The organism is Jatrophihabitans sp. GAS493, from assembly GCF_900230215.1.
Taxonomy (GTDB): Bacteria; Actinomycetota; Actinomycetes; order Mycobacteriales; family Jatrophihabitantaceae; genus MT45.
On the sequence record NZ_LT907982.1, the window covers coordinates 221974 to 238624 of the forward strand.

Here is a 16651-nt window from a genome sequence, read left to right on the forward strand (position 1 = left end):
CGACGTCACCGCAGGCGCCGCGATTGCAGGCCGTGCCAAGGGCATTGGTCACCGGTCTTGCCGTTGAGGCTGGCGAGCGCGCCGGGCGAATCGGTGGCCGGCACGGTGAGCTCCACGTGCCAGCTGTCACCCTCCTCGCCGATTCGGATCGCGCCACCTAGTTGGTTGGCCCGGTCCGACATTCCAGCGACTCCCGAGCCGCCGCCGTTGATCCGCGGACGTGGACGGGCCAGCCGATTGCAGACCCGCAGACGCACCTCGTCGCCGGTGAGGTCCAGTGACAGCTCAACCGGTTCGTCGGGTGCATGTTTGGCGACATTCGCCAATGATTCCTGAGCAATTCGATACAGGCCGAGACCCAGCGCGGGCGCGACAGCGGTCGCGTCGCCGACCACTTCGTAGGCAACCTTCAGCCCGGCCGATTTAAAACCGACGACCAGTTCGTCGATGTCGGCAACGCCTGGCAACGGTTGCAACTGGGACGGCTCAGTGGCCAGCACACTGACCGTGCGTCGAATATCGGACATCGCCTGCCGCCCGACCTTCTCAGCGTCGGCCAGCGCCTCCAGAGCCTCGGCCACGTCCGCCCCCTCCTCCAGCACGTGTCGCGCTCCGGTGATGTGCAGCAGCGTGACGCTGAGCGAATGCGCAACAACATCGTGTACTTCACGGGCGATTCGCTGCCGTTCAGCCAACGCGGCCTGCACGCGCTCAACCTCCCGCTTGGCCCGTTCGGCGGTGAGCGCTCGCATCTGCCAGCGCATCATGTAGCCCACGTCCAGACCCAGAAGCACCCCGCAGCAGTAGGTAATCACCCCGGGCAGCGTCCCGATCGTCGAGGCGGCGACGAGCAGGGCGATGCTGGCCGCCGTCGCGATCAGTCCGATCACCGCACCCTCAGTCGCGGTCAACTCCGCAGCCACCACCATCAGCACCAGCGGCGCCGCGTCGGCCGGGCCGTAGTTCGTCAGTGGTTGTGACAGCAGCCAACCGACGCCGACGAGCACCACCGGAAGGGTCAGCCACCACGGCACCCACCACCGCAGCGTCAGGTTGGCGACGCCCGGCAGGATGGCGACCAGGCCGGCCAGGGCGATAGTCGTAGGTGGCCAGAGGGCGCCGCGCTGAGCAACCGCGACGATGGCGAAGAGGATGCCGCAACCGTAGGTACAGAGCGGAATCCACAGCGGAAAGTCGAGGCCGTGGCTCTCCCGCTTGGCCTCGTATCGGGCTCGCAGCCCCTCCGACAGGGACCCCACTCGGCTGGACACGCCTTCAGCCTAGGCAGCTGCGCTACCGCCGTCACCATCCCAGGGTCGCAGTCGAACTACTACCTGAGTAGCAACCTCGATTGGGTCCCCGAGCACGACGATTCGCAGCCGGCCGACACCTAGCGTGATCAGTACCGACCGAACCGGAAGCAAGGCGGAGATCGATGAACTGGACACAGACCCATCAGCGCTACCAGGCGCTGCGCGAGATCGAGAGCGAGCTCGACCTCCGGCTGGACGGTGAATTGCCGTGGCGTCCGGGCTACGCAGCCGTCTTCGGCGATCGCGACGGCCTGCTGTTCGCCCTACAATTGCAGTGGAATGTGGCTGCTCAGGCACAGCTGGACGAGCAGTTCCTGGACGCCGAGGAGCTGGAGCAGGCCCGTCGCGAACTGGCCGCCCGCCACCCCGGACTACTACTCGCCCTACGTCGCAACGGCACCCGGAGGCTCCCGCCGGTGCCGGTGAGCGAACAGCACTGCAGGCATGACGCTGCCCGCCGCGCATCGTAGGCTGGAGGGAACCCCGGAGATGCCGCCGAAGGAGCAGCATGAGCCACCGCGACGACCCCCGCGCCGGATTCGTAGGACGGATCGCCGTCGCGATCCTGCGTGTGATCAACGCGGTGGTCTTTCGGCATCGCTGGCGAAATCTGCAGAACATGCCTCCCCGCGGCCCGGTAATTGTGGCGGTGAATCATCTCTCTCACATCGACACGGTCGTGATCGCCCGCCTCGTCTGGGACGCCGGCCGGATCCCTCGCTTCATGGCCAAGAGCAGCCTCTGGAATGTCCCGGTTCTCGGGTTCATCATGCGCAAAACCAAGCAGATCCCGGTGACCCGCCACTCCACGGACGCCGCAAACTCACTCGGCGCCGCAGTTGCCGCGTTGCAGCAGGGCGAGGTGGTGGTGATCTATCCGGAGGGGACGACCACCAAGGATCCGCAGCAATGGCCGATGTATCCGAAGACTGGGCTTGCCCGGTTGAGCCTGTTGGAGCCCGACGTGCCGGTGGTGCCGATCTCGCAATGGGGGGCGCAACCCCGGCGAGCCGGCGAACGACGGCGACGCCGCACGGTGGTCGTCGACATCGGAGAACCGCTGAACATGGCTCGATGGCGAGCTGCCACGGCCGATGCCGAGACGCTGGAGCGGATCGGCATCGAGGTCATGTCAGCGGTTAGCAAAGGGGTGGGACGGCTGCGAAATGAGACTCCGCCGGCGAAACCGTTCCGCCCGGTATCCAAGTCGTCCACCAATTCCCCGCAACAACTGCCCGATAACGATTTCAGCTCTTAGCGGCAGACCCTTGACGGAACCCGTCCGCTCCTGTCGAATGATGACGTCCGACCGCTATGCCGGTTAGCTGACGCCGCCTTGAGTTCGGTGGGGCGGAACGACGTCGGCCATCCGGAAATCCGTGAAGCAGCCAGCTGAGGTTGCTCGTACCCGGCGCGGTCAAACACACCGGCAGAGGAGTACAGCTATGGCGTCAGTCGACTACATCAATGCGTCCCGCATCTACCCCGGCAGCACAGTCCCGGCGGTGAACAAGCTGAATCTGGACATCAAAGACGGCGAGTTCATGGTTCTGGTCGGGCCGTCCGGATCAGGTAAGTCCACCGCGCTGCGCATGCTGGCCGGTCTTGAGGACGTCGATCAGGGCGAGATCCACATCGGTGGCCGGGATGTCTCGAACCTCGCCCCGAAGGACCGTGACATCGCCATGGTCTTCCAGAACTACGCGCTCTACCCGCACATGTCGGTCGCCGAGAACATGGGCTTCGCACTGAAGCTCGCCGGTGTCTCCAAGGAGGAGCGCAGCAAGAAGGTCCGCGAGGCGGCCGCCCTGCTCGACCTCGATCAGTACCTCGACCGCAAGCCGAAGGCCCTCTCCGGTGGTCAGCGCCAGCGCGTCGCCATGGGCCGCGCCATTGTGCGTGACCCCAGCGTCTTCCTCATGGACGAGCCGCTCTCCAACCTGGACGCGAAGCTGCGCGTGGAGACGCGCGCCAACATCGCCGCCCTGCAGGCCCGGCTCGGCACCACGACGCTGTACGTGACGCACGACCAGGTCGAGGCCATGACGATGGGTCACCGGGTCGCGGTCCTCAAAGAGGGCGGCTTCCTGCAGCAGGCCGACACCCCGCGCAACCTCTACGACAAGCCGCAGAACGCCTTCGTGGCTGGTTTCATCGGCTCGCCCGCGATGAATCTTCGCGAGGCGGAACTGGTGCCGGGCGGCGCCAAGCTGGGCAACATCGTGCTCCCGCTGCAGCCGTCGGTGGCCCAGGCCGCGTCGGCCGCCGGGCTGAGCAAGATCACGCTCGGTCTGCGGCCGGAGTCATTCACCGTGGGCAGCGACCCGGAGAGTGGCTTGAAGATCGACGTCGCCCTCGTCGAGGAACTCGGCGCGGACGCGTTCGTCTACGGCCTGCTGTCGGGTGACGCGCCGGATGCGAAGAAGTTCGTCGCGCGATTCGACGGACGTATCCCGCCGCGCGTCGGCGAGACCGTCCACATCGACGTTCGGCTGGCCGAGGAGCACGCGTTCCACCCGGAGACCGGCGAGCGCCTGGGCTGATCGTCGCCGGCGGTCCCCTGACTGGCGTTTGGCGGTCAGGGGGCCGCTTGGCATTCGGGGCTTGTCCGCCGCCACTGTCGTCGATTGACCGAGAGCCACCCAGAACCGCTTCCGGTGTGATGGGGTTAGCCTCATGGGCTTCTCCAGCCGGTTAGACGGCTTCCAGCGACGGCACCCGGCTGCCAGCTTCCCGCTCGCCGTCGTCTACAAGTACTTCGACGACTTCGGGCCGTACCTGGCTGCCCTCCTCACCTACTACGGATTCATCTCGCTATTCCCGCTGCTGCTGCTGCTCTCCACGGTGCTCAGCATCGTGCTCGTCGGCCACCCCGGGTTACAGCACGACATTCTCAACTCGGCACTCAGCCAGTTCCCGGTCGTCGGCGACCAGCTCGGTAATCCCCAGCAACTCAGCGGCGGCACCGGCGGCCTCATCATCGGCATCATCGTCTCGCTGTACGGCGGCCTCGGTGCCGCGCAGGCCGGGCAGTACGCCATGAACACGGCCTGGCGCGTCCCTCGTAACACTCGGCCGAATCCGTTTCGTGCGCGCGGACGCAGTCTCGTCCTACTGACCATCGCCGGGGTCTCGATCCTCATCACCACCGGACTCTCGACGATCGGTGGCGGCGCCGGGTCCTTCGCCGCCGAGACCAAATGGCTGGCCTTCGCCGGATCCGTGGTGCTGACCTCGCTCGTCTTCGTGCTCGTCTTCCGAATTGCCTGCGCGCGACGACTCTCCACCGCCAATGTGGCGCCCGGTGCGATCATCTTCGCGGTCTGCTGGCCGCTGCTTCAGTACTTCAGCGTCATCTACGTGACGCACGTCGTGAAGAATGCCAGCGCGACCAACGGGGTCTTCGCGATCGTCCTTGGTTTACTGGCTTTTCTCTACATCGGAGCGACCATCACCGTGATCTGCGTGGAGATCAACGTGGTGCGCGTCGACCGCCTGTACCCGCGCTCACTGCTGACCCCGTTCACCGACGCGGTCGTGCTGACGGCCGGCGACCGGGACGTCTACACCGGGCAGGCGACCGCCCAGCGGAGCAAGGGCTTTCAGGAGGTGGACGTCACCTTCGACCAGCCGGACCAGTCAGCTGAACCGGCTGAGCTCAGCTTCCCATCCGAGGGAGCTACCCCAACCGGCGGCGGCGAGCCACCTCAGCCAGGGTGACGGCGGCCGCGACCGAGGCGTTGAGGGACTCCGCTGCCTCCGACATCGGGATCGACAGGGTGAGGTCGCAGGTCTCGGTCACCAGACGGGAGACGCCCCGCCCCTCGGACCCGACGACGATGACGATCGGGGAATCGGCCAGGGTCAGCTCGTCGAGGGTCTGATCGCCGTCGGCGTCGAGACCGATGACGAACATGCCGGCGTCCTGCGCGTCTTTCAATGCCCGGACCAGATTCGTCACCTTGGCCACCGGAATGCGAGCCGCGGTTCCGGCCGAAGTGCGCCAGGCCACGGCCGTCACACTGGCCGCTCGCCGCTCAGGCAGGATCACCCCGTCGGCGCCGAAGGCGACCGCGGAGCGGATGATCGCACCCAGGTTGCGGGGGTCGGTGACACCGTCCAGGGCAACCAGCAGCGGTGCGGCCGGAGACTCGCGGGCGTTGCTGAGAAGGTCGTTGAAGTCGGTGTACTTGAAGGGCGGCACCTGCAGCGCGATCCCCTGGTGCAGGATCGCCCCGGTCATCCGGTCCATCTCGCCGCGGCTGATCTCCAGGATCGACAGACCCCGGTTGCCCGCGATTCGCAGCGCATCGGCCACCCGCTCGTCGGCCTCCAAGCCGCTGGCCACGTACAGCGCCATCGCCGGGACCTTGGCCCGTAGCGCCTCCGCAACCGGGTTGCGCCCAACCAGCAACTCGGGCGCCTCGGCACCGCGATGACGAGCCGCGCCCTGGCGCTGATCGCGTTTGGCGGTCGCGGCGGCGCGGCGAGCCGCGGGATGCTTGGTGCGTTCTTCGGCCCGCGGAGTCGGCCCCTTGCCGGCCAGTCGCTGCTTACCGTGCCCGCCGGTGCCGGCGGTGGCACCCTTCTTGCCCTTGCGGATCGCACCCTTGCGGGAGGAATTGCCTGCCATTACTGCTCCTTCGGTAACCAGCGCGCGCCGGTCGGGGTGTCTTCGATGAGCAGACCGGCCGCGGCGAACGCGTCCCGAATTGCATCACTGGTAGCGAAATCCTTGTTGCGGCGAGCCTCGGCCCGCTGCTTGAGCAGTATCTGAGCCAGCCCGTCGACGGTCTTGGTCAGGTCGTCGGCCGACTCGGCCTGGAAGGCGAACGGGCTGAGCCCGAGTACTTCGAGCATGCACAGCACCGGGCCGGCCAGGTCGATCACCGCGGACTCGGAGTCGGCGTCGCCGAGTTTCGGGTTGGCGTCGCGAATCGCGTTGTGAATCGCGGCGAGCGCCTGCGGGACGCCCAGGTCGTCGTCCATCGCGGCCACGAAGGCCGGCAGCGGTTCGGTGGCGACCAGGGTGCCGACGGTCGGGTCGCTGACACGCAGCTTCTCCAGCCGCTCGACCGCGCGCTGGATGAAGCCCTCGATACGCCGGTAGGCCGCCGCCGCCTCAGCCAACGAGTCAGCCGAGTACTCGACGTTGGACCGGTAGTGAGCCGCGCCCAGGTAGTAGCGCACCTCAACCGGTCGCCACTCCTTGACGACCTCGGTGACCAGCAGCGAGTTGCCGAGCGATTTGCTCATCTTCTCGCCCGACATGGTGACCCAGGCGTTGTGCATCCAGTAGCTGGCGAAGGCGTCCCCCGCGGCCACTGATTGGGCTATCTCGTTCTCGTGGTGCGGGAAGATGAGGTCGAGGCCGCCGCCGTGGATGTCGAAGGCTGGACCGAGGTAGCGACCGGCCATCGCCGAGCACTCGAGGTGCCACCCCGGCCGCCCACGGCCCCAGGGCGTCGGCCAGGACGCGGTGGCCGGCTCGTCAGCCTTGGCCGCCTTCCACAGCGCGAAGTCACGGGGGTCGCGTTTGCTCGTCTCGGCGCTGTCGGCGGCCGGCAGCATCTCGTCGATCCGCTGTCCGGAGAGGGCTCCGTAGTCGGCGAAGGAACGGACGTCGAAGTAGACGTCGCCACCGACGGCGTAGGCGTGGCCACGCTCGATGAGGCGCTGTATCAGCTCGATCATCTCGCTGATGTGGCCGGTGGCCCTCGGCTCGTAGCTGGCGGGGAGGCAACCGAGCGCGGCATAGGCGTCGATCACCGCGCGCTCGTTGACGTAGGCCCACGCCCACCAATCGACGCCGGCGTCGGCTGACTTGGCCAGGATCTTGTCGTCGATGTCGGTGACGTTGCGGATGAAGGTGACCTCGTGGCCGGTGTGCATGAGCCAGCGGCGCAGGATGTCGAAGTTCACCGACGAGCGCATATGTCCGATATGCGGCGGCGCCTGGACGGTCAGCCCACAGAGATAGATGGACGCCTTGCCGGGTTCGATGGGTTCAAACCGTCGCAGACTCCGGGTGGCGGAGTCGTAGATATGCAGCGTCACCGTGTCAGTTTAGGTGCTCTGCGTACCCGCGGGTCCCGGTTCTTGGCCGATTGACAATCTTCTCCCGGTCAGAACGCCGGCATCGGGACCTGCACGCCGCTGCAGCTAAACGCGTCGGGGGTCAGACCCGAGGTGAGCCAGGCGCCGTTCTGGTAGGTCGCGCTGGCCGACATCGGGCGGATGGCCAGCGGCTGCTTCACCTTTCCGGTCGCGCGATCGCGCGCAAATCCGGCGGTGACCAGGCAGATGCGCAGCGAACGTGCGGTCGGGCTCAGCTCGGTGACCGAGATCGGGGTGAAGGGCATCGGGCCTGGGTAGGTCTTCGATAACTCCGGGCCGAGCACTGCGGGCATCTGCTTCGCGAAGGCGGCCGTCATCAACTCGTCGAGGGCGGGGGTGGTCACCTTGCCGGCATTGACGGTCTGGGCGGCGGCCAGCGCCCAACTTCGCCAGGCGACGACCGAGGCATCGTCCTCATAGGGCGACGCCGAGTCCGATGCCTCGGTGCCCGGGCTGTTGTCGGCCGCGGTGCCCGCGTCGGCGGCGTCTGGATCGGTGACATCGGTGGCCGATAGGCCGTGCTGGTCCAGCGTCACCGTCTCCGGCCCACCGCCGCTGCAGGAAGTGACGAGGGAGCAGACGGCAAGACCCGCGGCGAGGGTGCTCACTAGTTGCCGACGCATCCGCCCATCGTGCCCGCGCGACGCGATAACGTCGAACCGTGACCCCACTTCACCCGGAATCCATAGCCGTCCACGCCGGGCGGCCGGCGCCCACCGCGAAGGCGCCGCTGAATGTCGGCATCGAGCTCTCGGCGACGTTCCATCACGGTCCTGATGACAACTACTACCTCCGTCACGAGACGCATGCCGGCATCCGGGCGTTGGAGCAGGCCCTCGGCGAGCTGGAGGGTGGAGACGCGCTGGTCTTTAGCTCAGGGATGGCAGCGACCACCGCGGTGATCGAGGGCTTGCTGCCGGTTGGATCGGTGGTGGTGACCGGCTGGACGCAGTACACGGGCTCGACCGTGCTGCTGGGCGAGCAGGAGCGGTTGGGGCGACTGACGGTGCGCTCGGTCGCGACCGACGACACGGCCGCCGTCCTCGCCGCCCTCGACGGGGCATCGCTGCTCTGGCTTGAGACCCCGAGCAACCCGATGCTCGCCATCGTCGACCTCCCGGTGCTGGTGGAGGCGGCGCATGCGGCCGGGGCGATCGTGGTGGTCGACTCGACGTTCAACACGCCGCTGGTGCTGCGGCCGCTGGACTACGGCGCGGACATCGTGATGCACTCGGCGACGAAGTATCTCGCCGGCCACTCGGACCTGCTGATGGGCGCGCTGATCACCCGCGGCGGCGAATTGGGGACAGCGCTGCGTGCGCGGCGGGACCTGACCGGCGCGCTCCCCGGCGGCCTGGAGACCTACCTTGCGCTGCGCGGCCTGCGCACCCTTCCCCTTCGGATGGAGCGGGCCCAGTCCAATGCGATGGAGTTGGCGACCCGGTTGAGCTCCCATCCGGCGGTGTCCCGGGTGCGCTACCCGGGGCTGGAGAGCGATCCGTTCCATGCCCGTGCGTCGCAGTTGCACGCCGGTTTCGGCGCGATGATTTCGTTCGACGTGCGTGGCGGCGCCGACGCCGCGACCCGCGTCTGTGAATCGGTCCGGCTGATCTCACATGCGACCAGCCTCGGCGGAGTCGAGTCACTGATCGAGCGGCGGGCGATGCATGCGATGGATGCCGCCCGCGATGTGCCCGCTTCGTTGCTGCGGTTCTCGGTCGGGATCGAGCACGTCGAAGATCTCTGGGACGACCTCAGTCAGGCGCTACGGCAGGTCTGACGAATTGGCGCGGGCCGCCCGCTACGAGTTCGCCGCCAACGCCTTGAGCTCGGCCAGTGTGGAGACCTGTGGAGTAGAACCGATGACCTTGCCCAGTCGCACAGCATCGATCTTTGCGGCCCAGACGAGCACGGCTTCCGAGGGTTTCAGGCCCGCTTCGCGCGCTTCGAGCAACACGGCAGCCCAACCCACCGAAGCCTGCGCCGCAGCCAGACCCCCACTTGCCTGCTGAAGATAGTGAGCAGCATCGTCGTCGTCGCAGTACCAGAGGAACCCGAAAGGGACGCTTCCTATCACTGGCACATAACACACCGGCTTGTCGGTGGCGGCCTGGTATCGATTTGGCCCAGACACGACCCTGAGCTGCATGTCGTCGGAGAGCTGCCTTGAAACTCGCCTCGCCTGCTCAACCATTTCCCAGTACCTCCCCGAAGATCTGCCATTGATTGTTGTCGTCCAGGAATGTGCGTGTCACGCGATACGACAGTCCTCGCTCAAGAATCATCTCTCGCTCCCCACTAAACGCCGAGAGCCGATCGACGTAGATCCCGTGCGTGCCGACGGGCAGTCGAAGGTGCAGGATTCCCTCGGCGAATCCGAAGGCCGGCGTGCCAAGTGAGACAGACGTGTAGCCACGATCGGTGACGAGCTTACCCACGAGGTCCGCCGGCTCGGCTGGAAGATGACCCAGTCGCATGCCCCGAGTTACCACGATTGGCTCGTGCACCTCGGTTCCTTGAAGTGCACGGTCGATCTCGTGAATCGAGGCGTCCACTCCCTCTTTCGGTCGCTCCAGGCCACGTAACGCCGCGTTGATATCTACCGAGGTCAGCCGGTGCGGCGGCTGATGTGTGTAGAACGCCAATGCCCTCTTCTCAGCCGGGCTGAGGGACTTTACGTATTCATCCCAGTGCTCACGTCCGTACGCTGCCGCAGTTGTGTCACTGTCGAGATGCGCGGCGCCCTGCTGAAGCTCCAGCTTCGCCACGTGGGCCTTCTCATCGTTCGGCAGGGCCCCGAAGTCGACGTCGGATATCCGGTCCTGTTGGCCCAGCATCTGGCTATCGGGAGCACCTACGTGCCGTGTCGATATCTCGTGGTCGATGGCCGATGGCAGCGCCGGATGGAAGTCCCTCGCGTCGCCGGCCGCAGCCGGACTGGAATCGCCGGCCTGATGTCCACCTGCCTCTGGTGACCCGCGACCGCCCTCGTCAGGCACGTGAGCCGGCGGTTCGTGGGCCGGAACCTCAAGATGGGAGTGTGAGACGGTCAGCTCGCCCGGCTTCGCGTGGGCGAGTTTCTCCATCAGCGCCGTCAGCTCGGCAGTGGTGGGCACCTTCATCCCAAGCTGGGCGGCCCGGCGGGCCATCATCAGATCAGTCAGCTGATCGAGCGTTGGGAGTGACACGAACTTTGTCGCCGACAGGGGATCGACCGTCAGCCGGACCGCGGTCCGGGCCAGATCAGCGGCAATATCCGCGGAGCGCGCAGCCTTCCCCACCGACTCGGCCGAGTCGGTGGCCTCCCCGGCGATGCGAGCGACCTTCGCGGCATCCGCTGCCGCCGATGCCTCACCGGCACCTGGCGCGAGGAGACTGGCCACATTGAAGGCGGCGCCACCAGCGGCCCGCGACGGGTCAGTTCTCCACAGGTCGTAGGCGACCACGCCCTTCCCGAGCGAGGCCAATCGGTCCCGTTCACCATGATCGCCATAGATCGCTGAGCCGAGAATCGGCGAGGCCACCAACGACAACTGCGCGAGACCCTCCCACGAGGACTTGAACTTCGCCCAGTCGAACGGGTTCAGCAGACCAGCCACACCGCTCAGCGTTCCAACGAAGCCGTCGACGGCGAATCCCTTGGCGAACCGGCCCAGGTCGGTCAGCGCCGCCTTCGGGCAGGAGTCCTTGCGGGAGACCTTGGAACCCCACGGCGTCGGCGCGCTGTCGGGGATGATCGCGTATCCGTAAGAATCACAGTCCTGGCCTCCATCATTCGCGTGCCAGCGTCGACAGCTGAAGAGCGCCTCTATCGCGTTCGCACAGCGACGCTCAGCGGCCTCCAACAGCACGACGGCCGCATTCACTCCATGAACAAGGCGATTGTTCTCATCGACATTCGCCTGATCGTGATTCCACTCTGCGTCTTTGGACGTGCGCCCCTCGAACGCCTCGGCCTGTCGGCGCAGCGATACGAGGGTGCCCGCGATCGGGCGCACCTCATCTGCATAGTTCTGCAGAGCTCGACCGACGATCGCCAGATCCGCGCCGAACGCCTCGGTCCCGGCCACGACCGGCACCATCGCCGCGAGCAGCGTGGCACTGTCAGGACCCAGGTAAAACTCGGCGAGCCCACGCCAACTGGCGCGTACATCCTGACCAGCCCGGCGGATATGCCCGCTATCAATCGTCACCGCCGAAGCCGAGGACTCCAGGGTCGCCAACTGCCCCGAAAATTCAGGAATTGCCGCTGCGGCAATTCTCGATACCACCACGTTCCCCCCAAGCATTGCCTGATCACTCCCATGCGCCGGCATCGTCAGCCAAATCGCTGAGTCGTCTAGCCGCTCGCAGTGTTGGCGATGAGCGAGTGCGCATCTGCGGCCATCTGATGATCACCGAGTTCGTACGCTCTCGTCGCCGCCACCGCGCCGTTCACCGCCCCGTTGATCCGTCTCGTCGCCTCCGTCAGTTCCGGAGCGCGCGCGGCGAGGAAATCCGACAGCGCCTGTACCACGATCTGGCTACCGCTCGACGACGCGGCTCTCTCCAGGTCTCCCCACATGGAATTGATTGATGTGGACAAATCACCGGCACGCTGACAGACCAGGTTCAACACGGATTCAACCCCGCCCGGATCGATCCTCCATGAAGTCATCTCAGATTGACTCGACGGCGATCTTCGCCTGGGCGATCGTCTGCGCCGCGGTTGTGTCGTTACGTTGCATGGTCGTTCGTAGCAGCGAGACGATCTGCCTGGTCTGGGCGGCGGCCCGTCGCCATTGGAGTTCCTTCCCCTGATACAGCTCCGACACACCGTCGGCCTGAAAGTCCGCCATCGCGGCCTGCACCTGCCGGTCGCGGGCGTCGAGCACCGTCTCCAGTCTCGAGATCACGGCCGTCAAATTCGCTTGCGTCTGGGCCGAAGCCGCTGTGTCGTAACTGCGTCGATCAGTAGTGCTCATCACAACTCTCCGATTAATGTTGGTGATCCCTGCTCATCCATCAGCGGTTACCGAAACGCGCCGCGTCGAAATCAGTCGTCAGCTGGACTGTCCGAGCATCTTCAGCCATCTGTTGATCGCCCTGGCTGAAGCTTCTCGCCGCTCCCGTCTGGCCGTGAAGAATCCCGCTGAGCGACGTGTTCAGCTCCCGAGCAATCTGGTCGGCGTGCAGCTTGAATGCGTCGAAGCCGGCCCGTCCGGCACCATTGAACCGACCCTCCAGCGGCTCACCGGCCACCACCAGCGCGCGGACCAACGTGCCCAGGTCCTGACTCGCCCCGGCCGTCTGCTGCCGCAGTGAGGAGAGCGTCTGGGCCCCCATGTCGAACTTCATTTACCCCTCCAAATACAGGTGATACGCGATCTGTTGGTCGACCGTCTGAAGGTCGATGCCGCGCTGTGTGGACGAGTATTGCACCGATCACCGACATCTCTGGAAGTTATCCACAGGTGGTACCGGAAGGCGTTCGCGAGGGCTGAGAATAGTGCTCAGCAACGCACGCGCCGATGGCATGCGCGGAGAAGTAGCAATGATTGGAGGCGGATTCCATGCCCGGGTTCACGCGAATACATAGAGTCGAGTCTGATCGGCGGATTCAGCCGCTGTCTTCCGAACTCCTGGCCGCGGCCGTTCACAGTGCAGACTCGGGCGCCGACCTGCACCTGGTCACCGGTCCTCGGACGCGACTCACGGAGGCAGCATTCCGTATCGTCACCGATGCCGGCCGCTGGGTCATACGCGACGACGCCACTGCATTTGACGGAGGAACCGGTGAATCATTGCGCTGGACGGGTACGCATTTCGAGGGCGCCAACGCAATCGCAATGAACTGGCTGCAGCCGCTGGATCCACAGATCCGGGTGGGAACTCAGGTGATTCTGTCGGTCTCCCTGCAGTATCGGTTCCGCGCGAAGACACGAATAGGGGCCGCCGCCGACTCGCTGACGACCAAACTCACCGGATCGGGGCTTCTCGGCTGGGGGGCCTGTGAACCAGTCACGGAGCCCTGGAGTGAGGAGAGGCTGACGTCTTACGCGCAGTTGCGGATCCCGGACCTGACTGAAGTAACTGCAGTCGGAGCCGACGCGACCACGACCATCTCGATCACCGGTGATGACCAGGGTCTGTCGGAGAATGCCTCGCTTTTGTTGGGGCTATCGGAGAGAGGCAACGTGCGCAGCCGTGTGCGCGCAGCGATGGTCGATCTGGTAGACGGCTATCCGGTTTCGTTCGCCATCGCCCATCGACGATTGGGTCCATGCGATCTACTCACCAGCGGCCGCCTAGCGACGGCGCCGGAGCCGATCTGCATCGCATTCGGTCCGCGAGCCGTCCACACCATCGGCGCGGAAGCACTCGAGACGGCAGCGATGCAGCCACCGGCTCGGGTTGGTCGCGCACGGGTGCCCGGTCTCGTCTTCGGCCTCGGTGGCAGCGGACGTTCCGGTTGGGATGCGCTCGCCGCGTTGATCGAAGGTCTTGGTGCTGAACGCATCGCCGTCGCCGCTCCAGACCTGGCAGCTATGCCAGCGAGGGAGCCCGTCCATGACCGCTGAAGCCGACCGTCCGCTGCTGGAGGCGATCCGCATACGACGCGGACGCCTGGAGCACACCTTTCTGCATGGGGCCGCCCCAACGAACCGGGCCGGATCCCGATGGCTGCGTCAACTCGTGAGCTCGTTGACGCTGGTCGCGGTGATCTGCTCTGGCTGCGTGGCGACGTCCTACGTCCGCCAGCACGGCCACCGCCTGACGTCGTTGTCGCCGCACACCACCACCGGGCAGCGCGAAGAGGTGTTGGCCTGATGCTGACCTGGTCGCGAGTCACCGTCCGGTCGCAGGCCCGACGCGCTAACGTTGCCATCCCAGCGGACGAGCCGATAGACGCGTTTCTGCCCCAACTGGCCGAGCTGCTCGACGAGACCACGGCCTCGCCGGAAGAGACTCCGATGGACGGAGTCCGACGGCTGGTACTGACGACCTCCCTGGGGCACCGATTGGACTCGGAGTCCACGCTCAGCTCGTCTCAGGTGTCCGACGGCGACCTGCTCTACCTGATCGCCGAGCAGAAAGCACCTCCGGTGCCTACGGTCTGGGACGTCTCCGAGGCGGTCGGACTTGACCGGCTGGAGCGGACCGATCTCTGGAGCGCGGCCCATGCGGCGCGAGCCGTGGTGCTCCTAACAGGCGTCGCCGCCGCGGGTCTGGCGTTCCAGGTGACCCTGCGCGCGTCACTGGTCACGACCGGCGCGGTTGGTTTCGCGGCGCTGATCGCGTGGGGTCTCGTGCCGATAGCCACTCGTCGCGGACAGCCGGTGAGTGCCTCGGCGCTCGCGCTGGTCGGTGGGATCTTCGCGATCGCCGCGGTCATCGCCCTCGATTTGTGGCACCGGGCCGGATGGCCCGCTGAGCTCGGCGCCGCGGGGCTCGCAGCGACGCTCAGCGGCTGCGTGGTGAGCGCCCTGCTCAAGTTCGGTCGCGTCCCGCTGTTCGGCGGCCTGCTGGCCTCGACCCTCTGCGGCGGTTGGCTGGCCGCCTGCCTCAGCGGGTTGGGCTACGCACGAGCATCGGCGCTGCTCGTCTGCGCCTCCGCGCTGCTGCTCCCTTTCCTGCCCGGGTGGGCCATGCACCTCACCGGCCTTCATCGTCTCGACGATCGGCGGCGGGCTGGGGCAGGCGCACCGGCGGACGACGAGGCTGCGCTATTCACTTCACTCGGTGAGGCACACGCGCTATTGGCGGTCTTCGTGCTGCTCTGCTCGGCGGCGATGCTGGCCGGAGGTATCTCGCTGGTTGTATGGGGTCGTCCGTGGGCACTCGTTCTGGTAGCCGCAACGGGGGCCAGCGCCGCGCTGCGGGCGAGAATGTTCCCTTCGGCGATAGAGGTCGCGGCGCTGATCGGGGTTGCGGTGTCGGCGGCTGCGTCCCTCCTCGTCGCGTGGGCCCTTCGCAATGCCGCCCCGCCGCTTGTTCCAAGCCTTGCCTCGACGACTGTGCTGTTCGCGACGCTCGGCTGCTCCCTCTGGTCACCCACTCCCCAGAGCCGAGCTCGTATCCGCCTGGTATGCGACCGGTTGGAACGACTGGCGCCACTGGCTCTACTGCCGGCGGCCGTCGGCGTCTTCGACCTGTACGCACGACTGCTGAAGGTGTTCTGATGTCGACTCACCGCGCCGAATCACGTAGAGCCCAGCCTGTGCCGCTCTGCGATTGGTCGCAACTCCGCGCACCACGTTCGGCACACCTCTTGCTCGACGCCGCACGCCGTTCGGGTCGGCGGCCCAGTCTCGGAACGACGGATGCGACGCAGTTGGTCGACCTGCACAGCTGCCTTGTCACGAGACTCCCCACCGCGCGCCGGATCGTCCTCGCCGGTACCGAACCCGGCTGCGGGGTCTCCACGGTCGCTGCGGTCATCACCTCGCTTCTCGGCGTGGTCCGCTCTGCGCCCCTGCTCACTGTCGACGCCAGCGCCCACTCCGATCACGTTCGGCTTGATGTTCTGCTTGCCGGCGATCCCTGGCCGGCGCTCACCCTTCAGCGCTTCGTGTCGGACGGTGCGCCGGCCAACGCCGCTGATGCTCACCAACGGCTCATCAGGATCGGCCACCATTCCTGGCTGCTCCCGCAGTCGACGGCCGCCCCCGGCCCGGTGCTGGACGCCGAGACAATTGAACGTGCGATCAGCCCGATCGAGGATCGCTTCGACCTGACCATCCTTGATCTGGGCCGGGCGACAACGCGGGAGCTTGCGGCCGGCCGGCTAGCAAACCTGCTCCCGAGTGCCGACGTGGTCGGTCTCGTGGTCGGCGCTGACGCAGCGGCGTCGACACGGGTTCTTCTCGACGCGCAGGCCGGCCGGGACCCCGGCTCGTGGGCGGCCCGCACCATCCTGGTGACCAACCAGGTGCGTCCGGGTCGCCGCCTCGGACCGGGGCGCGAGCAGCTCACCCTCCGACACGACCCAGCGCTACGTTCTACGTCTACGGTCCCGTCCGATCTCAAGGCGGGCACTCGCGCGTCCGCGGTGCGGATCGCCGCAGCTCTGCTCAGACGGGCCGCAACGACAACCCGCGGCGCCGCGGCCGGAGGTAACGGAGATGAGGCAGGTGCCGCGGTCGTCAGGCCTACGACGGCCTTGGAAAGCGGATGGTCAATGGCCGGGTGCAACTCGTGACATCGCGAATCGTAAGTCGACCGGCTCGTAGGGTGCCTCC

Annotated in this window: 18 protein-coding genes; 9 read left to right on the top strand and 9 right to left on the bottom strand. The window is 66.5% G+C overall.

Annotated features, from left to right (window positions below):
* Positions 1-5 precede the first annotated feature (5 nt).
* Entirely contained in the window at positions 6-1271 is a 1266-nt protein-coding gene (locus tag CPH63_RS00985) for a sensor histidine kinase (protein WP_197704514.1), read from the bottom strand.
* A 164-nt stretch (positions 1272-1435) separates the two neighbouring features.
* On the opposite strand from CPH63_RS00985, the gene CPH63_RS00990 reads away from it, so the two are divergent.
* The 4 genes from CPH63_RS00990 to CPH63_RS01005 all read left to right on the top strand — a co-directional run bounded on the left by CPH63_RS00990 (position 1436) and on the right by CPH63_RS01005 (position 5033).
* Positions 1436-1783: a hypothetical protein gene (locus tag CPH63_RS00990; protein WP_096301173.1), complete on the top strand. Its 348-nt coding sequence runs from the start codon at positions 1436-1438 to the stop codon at positions 1781-1783.
* 38 nt (positions 1784-1821) lie between these two features.
* Positions 1822-2571 carry a 1-acyl-sn-glycerol-3-phosphate acyltransferase gene (locus CPH63_RS00995; protein ID WP_096301174.1) on the top strand — a complete coding sequence of 250 codons (750 nt, stop codon included), beginning with the start codon at positions 1822-1824 and terminating at the stop codon, positions 2569-2571.
* Between the two features lie 187 nt (positions 2572-2758).
* Positions 2759-3856, top strand: a complete 1098-nt coding sequence (locus tag CPH63_RS01000) for an ABC transporter ATP-binding protein (protein ID WP_096301175.1) — start codon at positions 2759-2761, stop codon at positions 3854-3856.
* A 133-nt stretch (positions 3857-3989) separates the two neighbouring features.
* Entirely contained in the window at positions 3990-5033 is a 1044-nt protein-coding gene (locus CPH63_RS01005) for a YihY/virulence factor BrkB family protein (protein ID WP_096301176.1), read from the top strand.
* On the opposite strand, the gene rlmB is transcribed toward CPH63_RS01005, so the two are convergent.
* From rlmB to CPH63_RS01020, 3 genes are all read right to left on the bottom strand, one after another.
* Positions 4993-5946, bottom strand: coding sequence for a 23S rRNA (guanosine(2251)-2'-O)-methyltransferase RlmB (rlmB, locus tag CPH63_RS01010; RefSeq protein ID WP_096301177.1), 954 nt, complete (start codon positions 5944-5946; stop codon positions 4993-4995). The genes CPH63_RS01005 and rlmB overlap by 41 nt on opposite strands.
* Positions 5946-7370: a cysteine--tRNA ligase gene (gene cysS, locus CPH63_RS01015; protein WP_096301178.1), complete on the bottom strand. Its 1425-nt coding sequence runs from the start codon at positions 7368-7370 to the stop codon at positions 5946-5948. The genes rlmB and cysS overlap by 1 nt, the downstream gene beginning before the upstream one ends.
* 68 nt (positions 7371-7438) lie before the next feature.
* A complete protein-coding gene (locus CPH63_RS01020; RefSeq protein WP_096301179.1) occupies positions 7439-8053 on the bottom strand; it encodes a hypothetical protein in 615 nt (204 codons plus the stop codon).
* Positions 8054-8091: 38 nt separating this feature from the next.
* Between CPH63_RS01020 and CPH63_RS01025 the strand changes: the two genes are divergently transcribed.
* On the top strand, positions 8092-9210 hold the full coding sequence (locus CPH63_RS01025; protein ID WP_096301180.1) for a PLP-dependent aspartate aminotransferase family protein: 1119 nt from the start codon (positions 8092-8094) through the stop codon (positions 9208-9210).
* Positions 9211-9231: 21 nt separating this feature from the next.
* On the opposite strand, the gene CPH63_RS01030 is transcribed toward CPH63_RS01025, so the two are convergent.
* The 5 genes from CPH63_RS01030 to CPH63_RS01050 form a co-directional block, all read right to left on the bottom strand.
* On the bottom strand, positions 9232-9624 hold the full coding sequence (locus tag CPH63_RS01030) for a hypothetical protein (protein WP_096301181.1): 393 nt from the start codon (positions 9622-9624) through the stop codon (positions 9232-9234).
* Positions 9617-11623: an ADP-ribosyltransferase gene (locus tag CPH63_RS01035; RefSeq protein WP_157749187.1), complete on the bottom strand. Its 2007-nt coding sequence runs from the start codon at positions 11621-11623 to the stop codon at positions 9617-9619. Before CPH63_RS01035 ends, CPH63_RS01030 begins: the two co-directional genes overlap by 8 nt.
* 146 nt (positions 11624-11769) lie before the next feature.
* Positions 11770-12087: a DUF6507 family protein gene (locus tag CPH63_RS01040; RefSeq protein ID WP_256385810.1), complete on the bottom strand. Its 318-nt coding sequence runs from the start codon at positions 12085-12087 to the stop codon at positions 11770-11772.
* A 1-nt stretch (position 12088) separates the two neighbouring features.
* Positions 12089-12394, bottom strand: coding sequence for a pore-forming ESAT-6 family protein (locus CPH63_RS01045; RefSeq protein ID WP_172892132.1), 306 nt, complete (start codon positions 12392-12394; stop codon positions 12089-12091).
* Between the two features lie 40 nt (positions 12395-12434).
* The gene (locus CPH63_RS01050; RefSeq protein WP_096301185.1) at positions 12435-12767 is read right to left on the bottom strand and encodes a hypothetical protein; all 333 of its coding nucleotides are present in this window, start codon (positions 12765-12767) and stop codon (positions 12435-12437) included.
* A gap of 215 nt (positions 12768-12982) precedes the next feature.
* On the opposite strand from CPH63_RS01050, the gene CPH63_RS01055 reads away from it, so the two are divergent.
* The 4 genes from CPH63_RS01055 to CPH63_RS01065 all read left to right on the top strand — a co-directional run bounded on the left by CPH63_RS01055 (position 12983) and on the right by CPH63_RS01065 (position 16611).
* The gene (locus tag CPH63_RS01055) at positions 12983-13990 is read left to right on the top strand and encodes a DUF6177 family protein (protein ID WP_096301186.1); all 1008 of its coding nucleotides are present in this window, start codon (positions 12983-12985) and stop codon (positions 13988-13990) included.
* Positions 13980-14240: a hypothetical protein gene (locus tag CPH63_RS22520; protein WP_172892133.1), complete on the top strand. Its 261-nt coding sequence runs from the start codon at positions 13980-13982 to the stop codon at positions 14238-14240. The genes CPH63_RS01055 and CPH63_RS22520 overlap by 11 nt, the downstream gene beginning before the upstream one ends.
* Positions 14240-15592, top strand: a complete 1353-nt coding sequence (locus CPH63_RS01060) for an EsaB/YukD family protein (protein ID WP_172892134.1) — start codon at positions 14240-14242, stop codon at positions 15590-15592. The genes CPH63_RS22520 and CPH63_RS01060 overlap by 1 nt, the downstream gene beginning before the upstream one ends.
* Positions 15593-15681: 89 nt before the next feature.
* Positions 15682-16611: a hypothetical protein gene (locus tag CPH63_RS01065; RefSeq protein WP_172892135.1), complete on the top strand. Its 930-nt coding sequence runs from the start codon at positions 15682-15684 to the stop codon at positions 16609-16611.
* Positions 16612-16651: the final 40 nt, after the last annotated feature.

Excerpts from the sequence above, each read along its gene's own strand:
- CPH63_RS01000 (WP_096301175.1), top strand. The coding sequence starts at position 2,759 with ATGGCGTCAGTCGACTACATCAATGCGTCCCGCATCTACCCCGGCAGC.
- CPH63_RS01005 (WP_096301176.1), top strand. The coding sequence starts at position 3,990 with ATGGGCTTCTCCAGCCGGTTAGACGGCTTCCAGCGACGGCACCCGGCT.
- CPH63_RS01045 (WP_172892132.1), bottom strand. The coding sequence starts at position 12,394 with ATGAGCACTACTGATCGACGCAGTTACGACACAGCGGCTTCGGCCCAG.
- CPH63_RS22520 (WP_172892133.1), top strand. The coding sequence starts at position 13,980 with ATGACCGCTGAAGCCGACCGTCCGCTGCTGGAGGCGATCCGCATACGA.
- CPH63_RS01040 (WP_256385810.1), bottom strand. The coding sequence starts at position 12,087 with ATGACTTCATGGAGGATCGATCCGGGCGGGGTTGAATCCGTGTTGAAC.
- CPH63_RS01060 (WP_172892134.1), top strand. The coding sequence starts at position 14,240 with ATGCTGACCTGGTCGCGAGTCACCGTCCGGTCGCAGGCCCGACGCGCT.
- CPH63_RS01055 (WP_096301186.1), top strand. The coding sequence starts at position 12,983 with ATGCCCGGGTTCACGCGAATACATAGAGTCGAGTCTGATCGGCGGATT.
- CPH63_RS01030 (WP_096301181.1), bottom strand. The coding sequence starts at position 9,624 with ATGGTTGAGCAGGCGAGGCGAGTTTCAAGGCAGCTCTCCGACGACATG.
- CPH63_RS01020 (WP_096301179.1), bottom strand. The coding sequence starts at position 8,053 with ATGCGTCGGCAACTAGTGAGCACCCTCGCCGCGGGTCTTGCCGTCTGC.
- CPH63_RS00990 (WP_096301173.1), top strand. The coding sequence starts at position 1,436 with ATGAACTGGACACAGACCCATCAGCGCTACCAGGCGCTGCGCGAGATC.
- CPH63_RS00995 (WP_096301174.1), top strand. The coding sequence starts at position 1,822 with ATGAGCCACCGCGACGACCCCCGCGCCGGATTCGTAGGACGGATCGCC.
- CPH63_RS01050 (WP_096301185.1), bottom strand. The coding sequence starts at position 12,767 with ATGAAGTTCGACATGGGGGCCCAGACGCTCTCCTCACTGCGGCAGCAG.
- rlmB (WP_096301177.1), bottom strand. The coding sequence starts at position 5,946 with ATGGCAGGCAATTCCTCCCGCAAGGGTGCGATCCGCAAGGGCAAGAAG.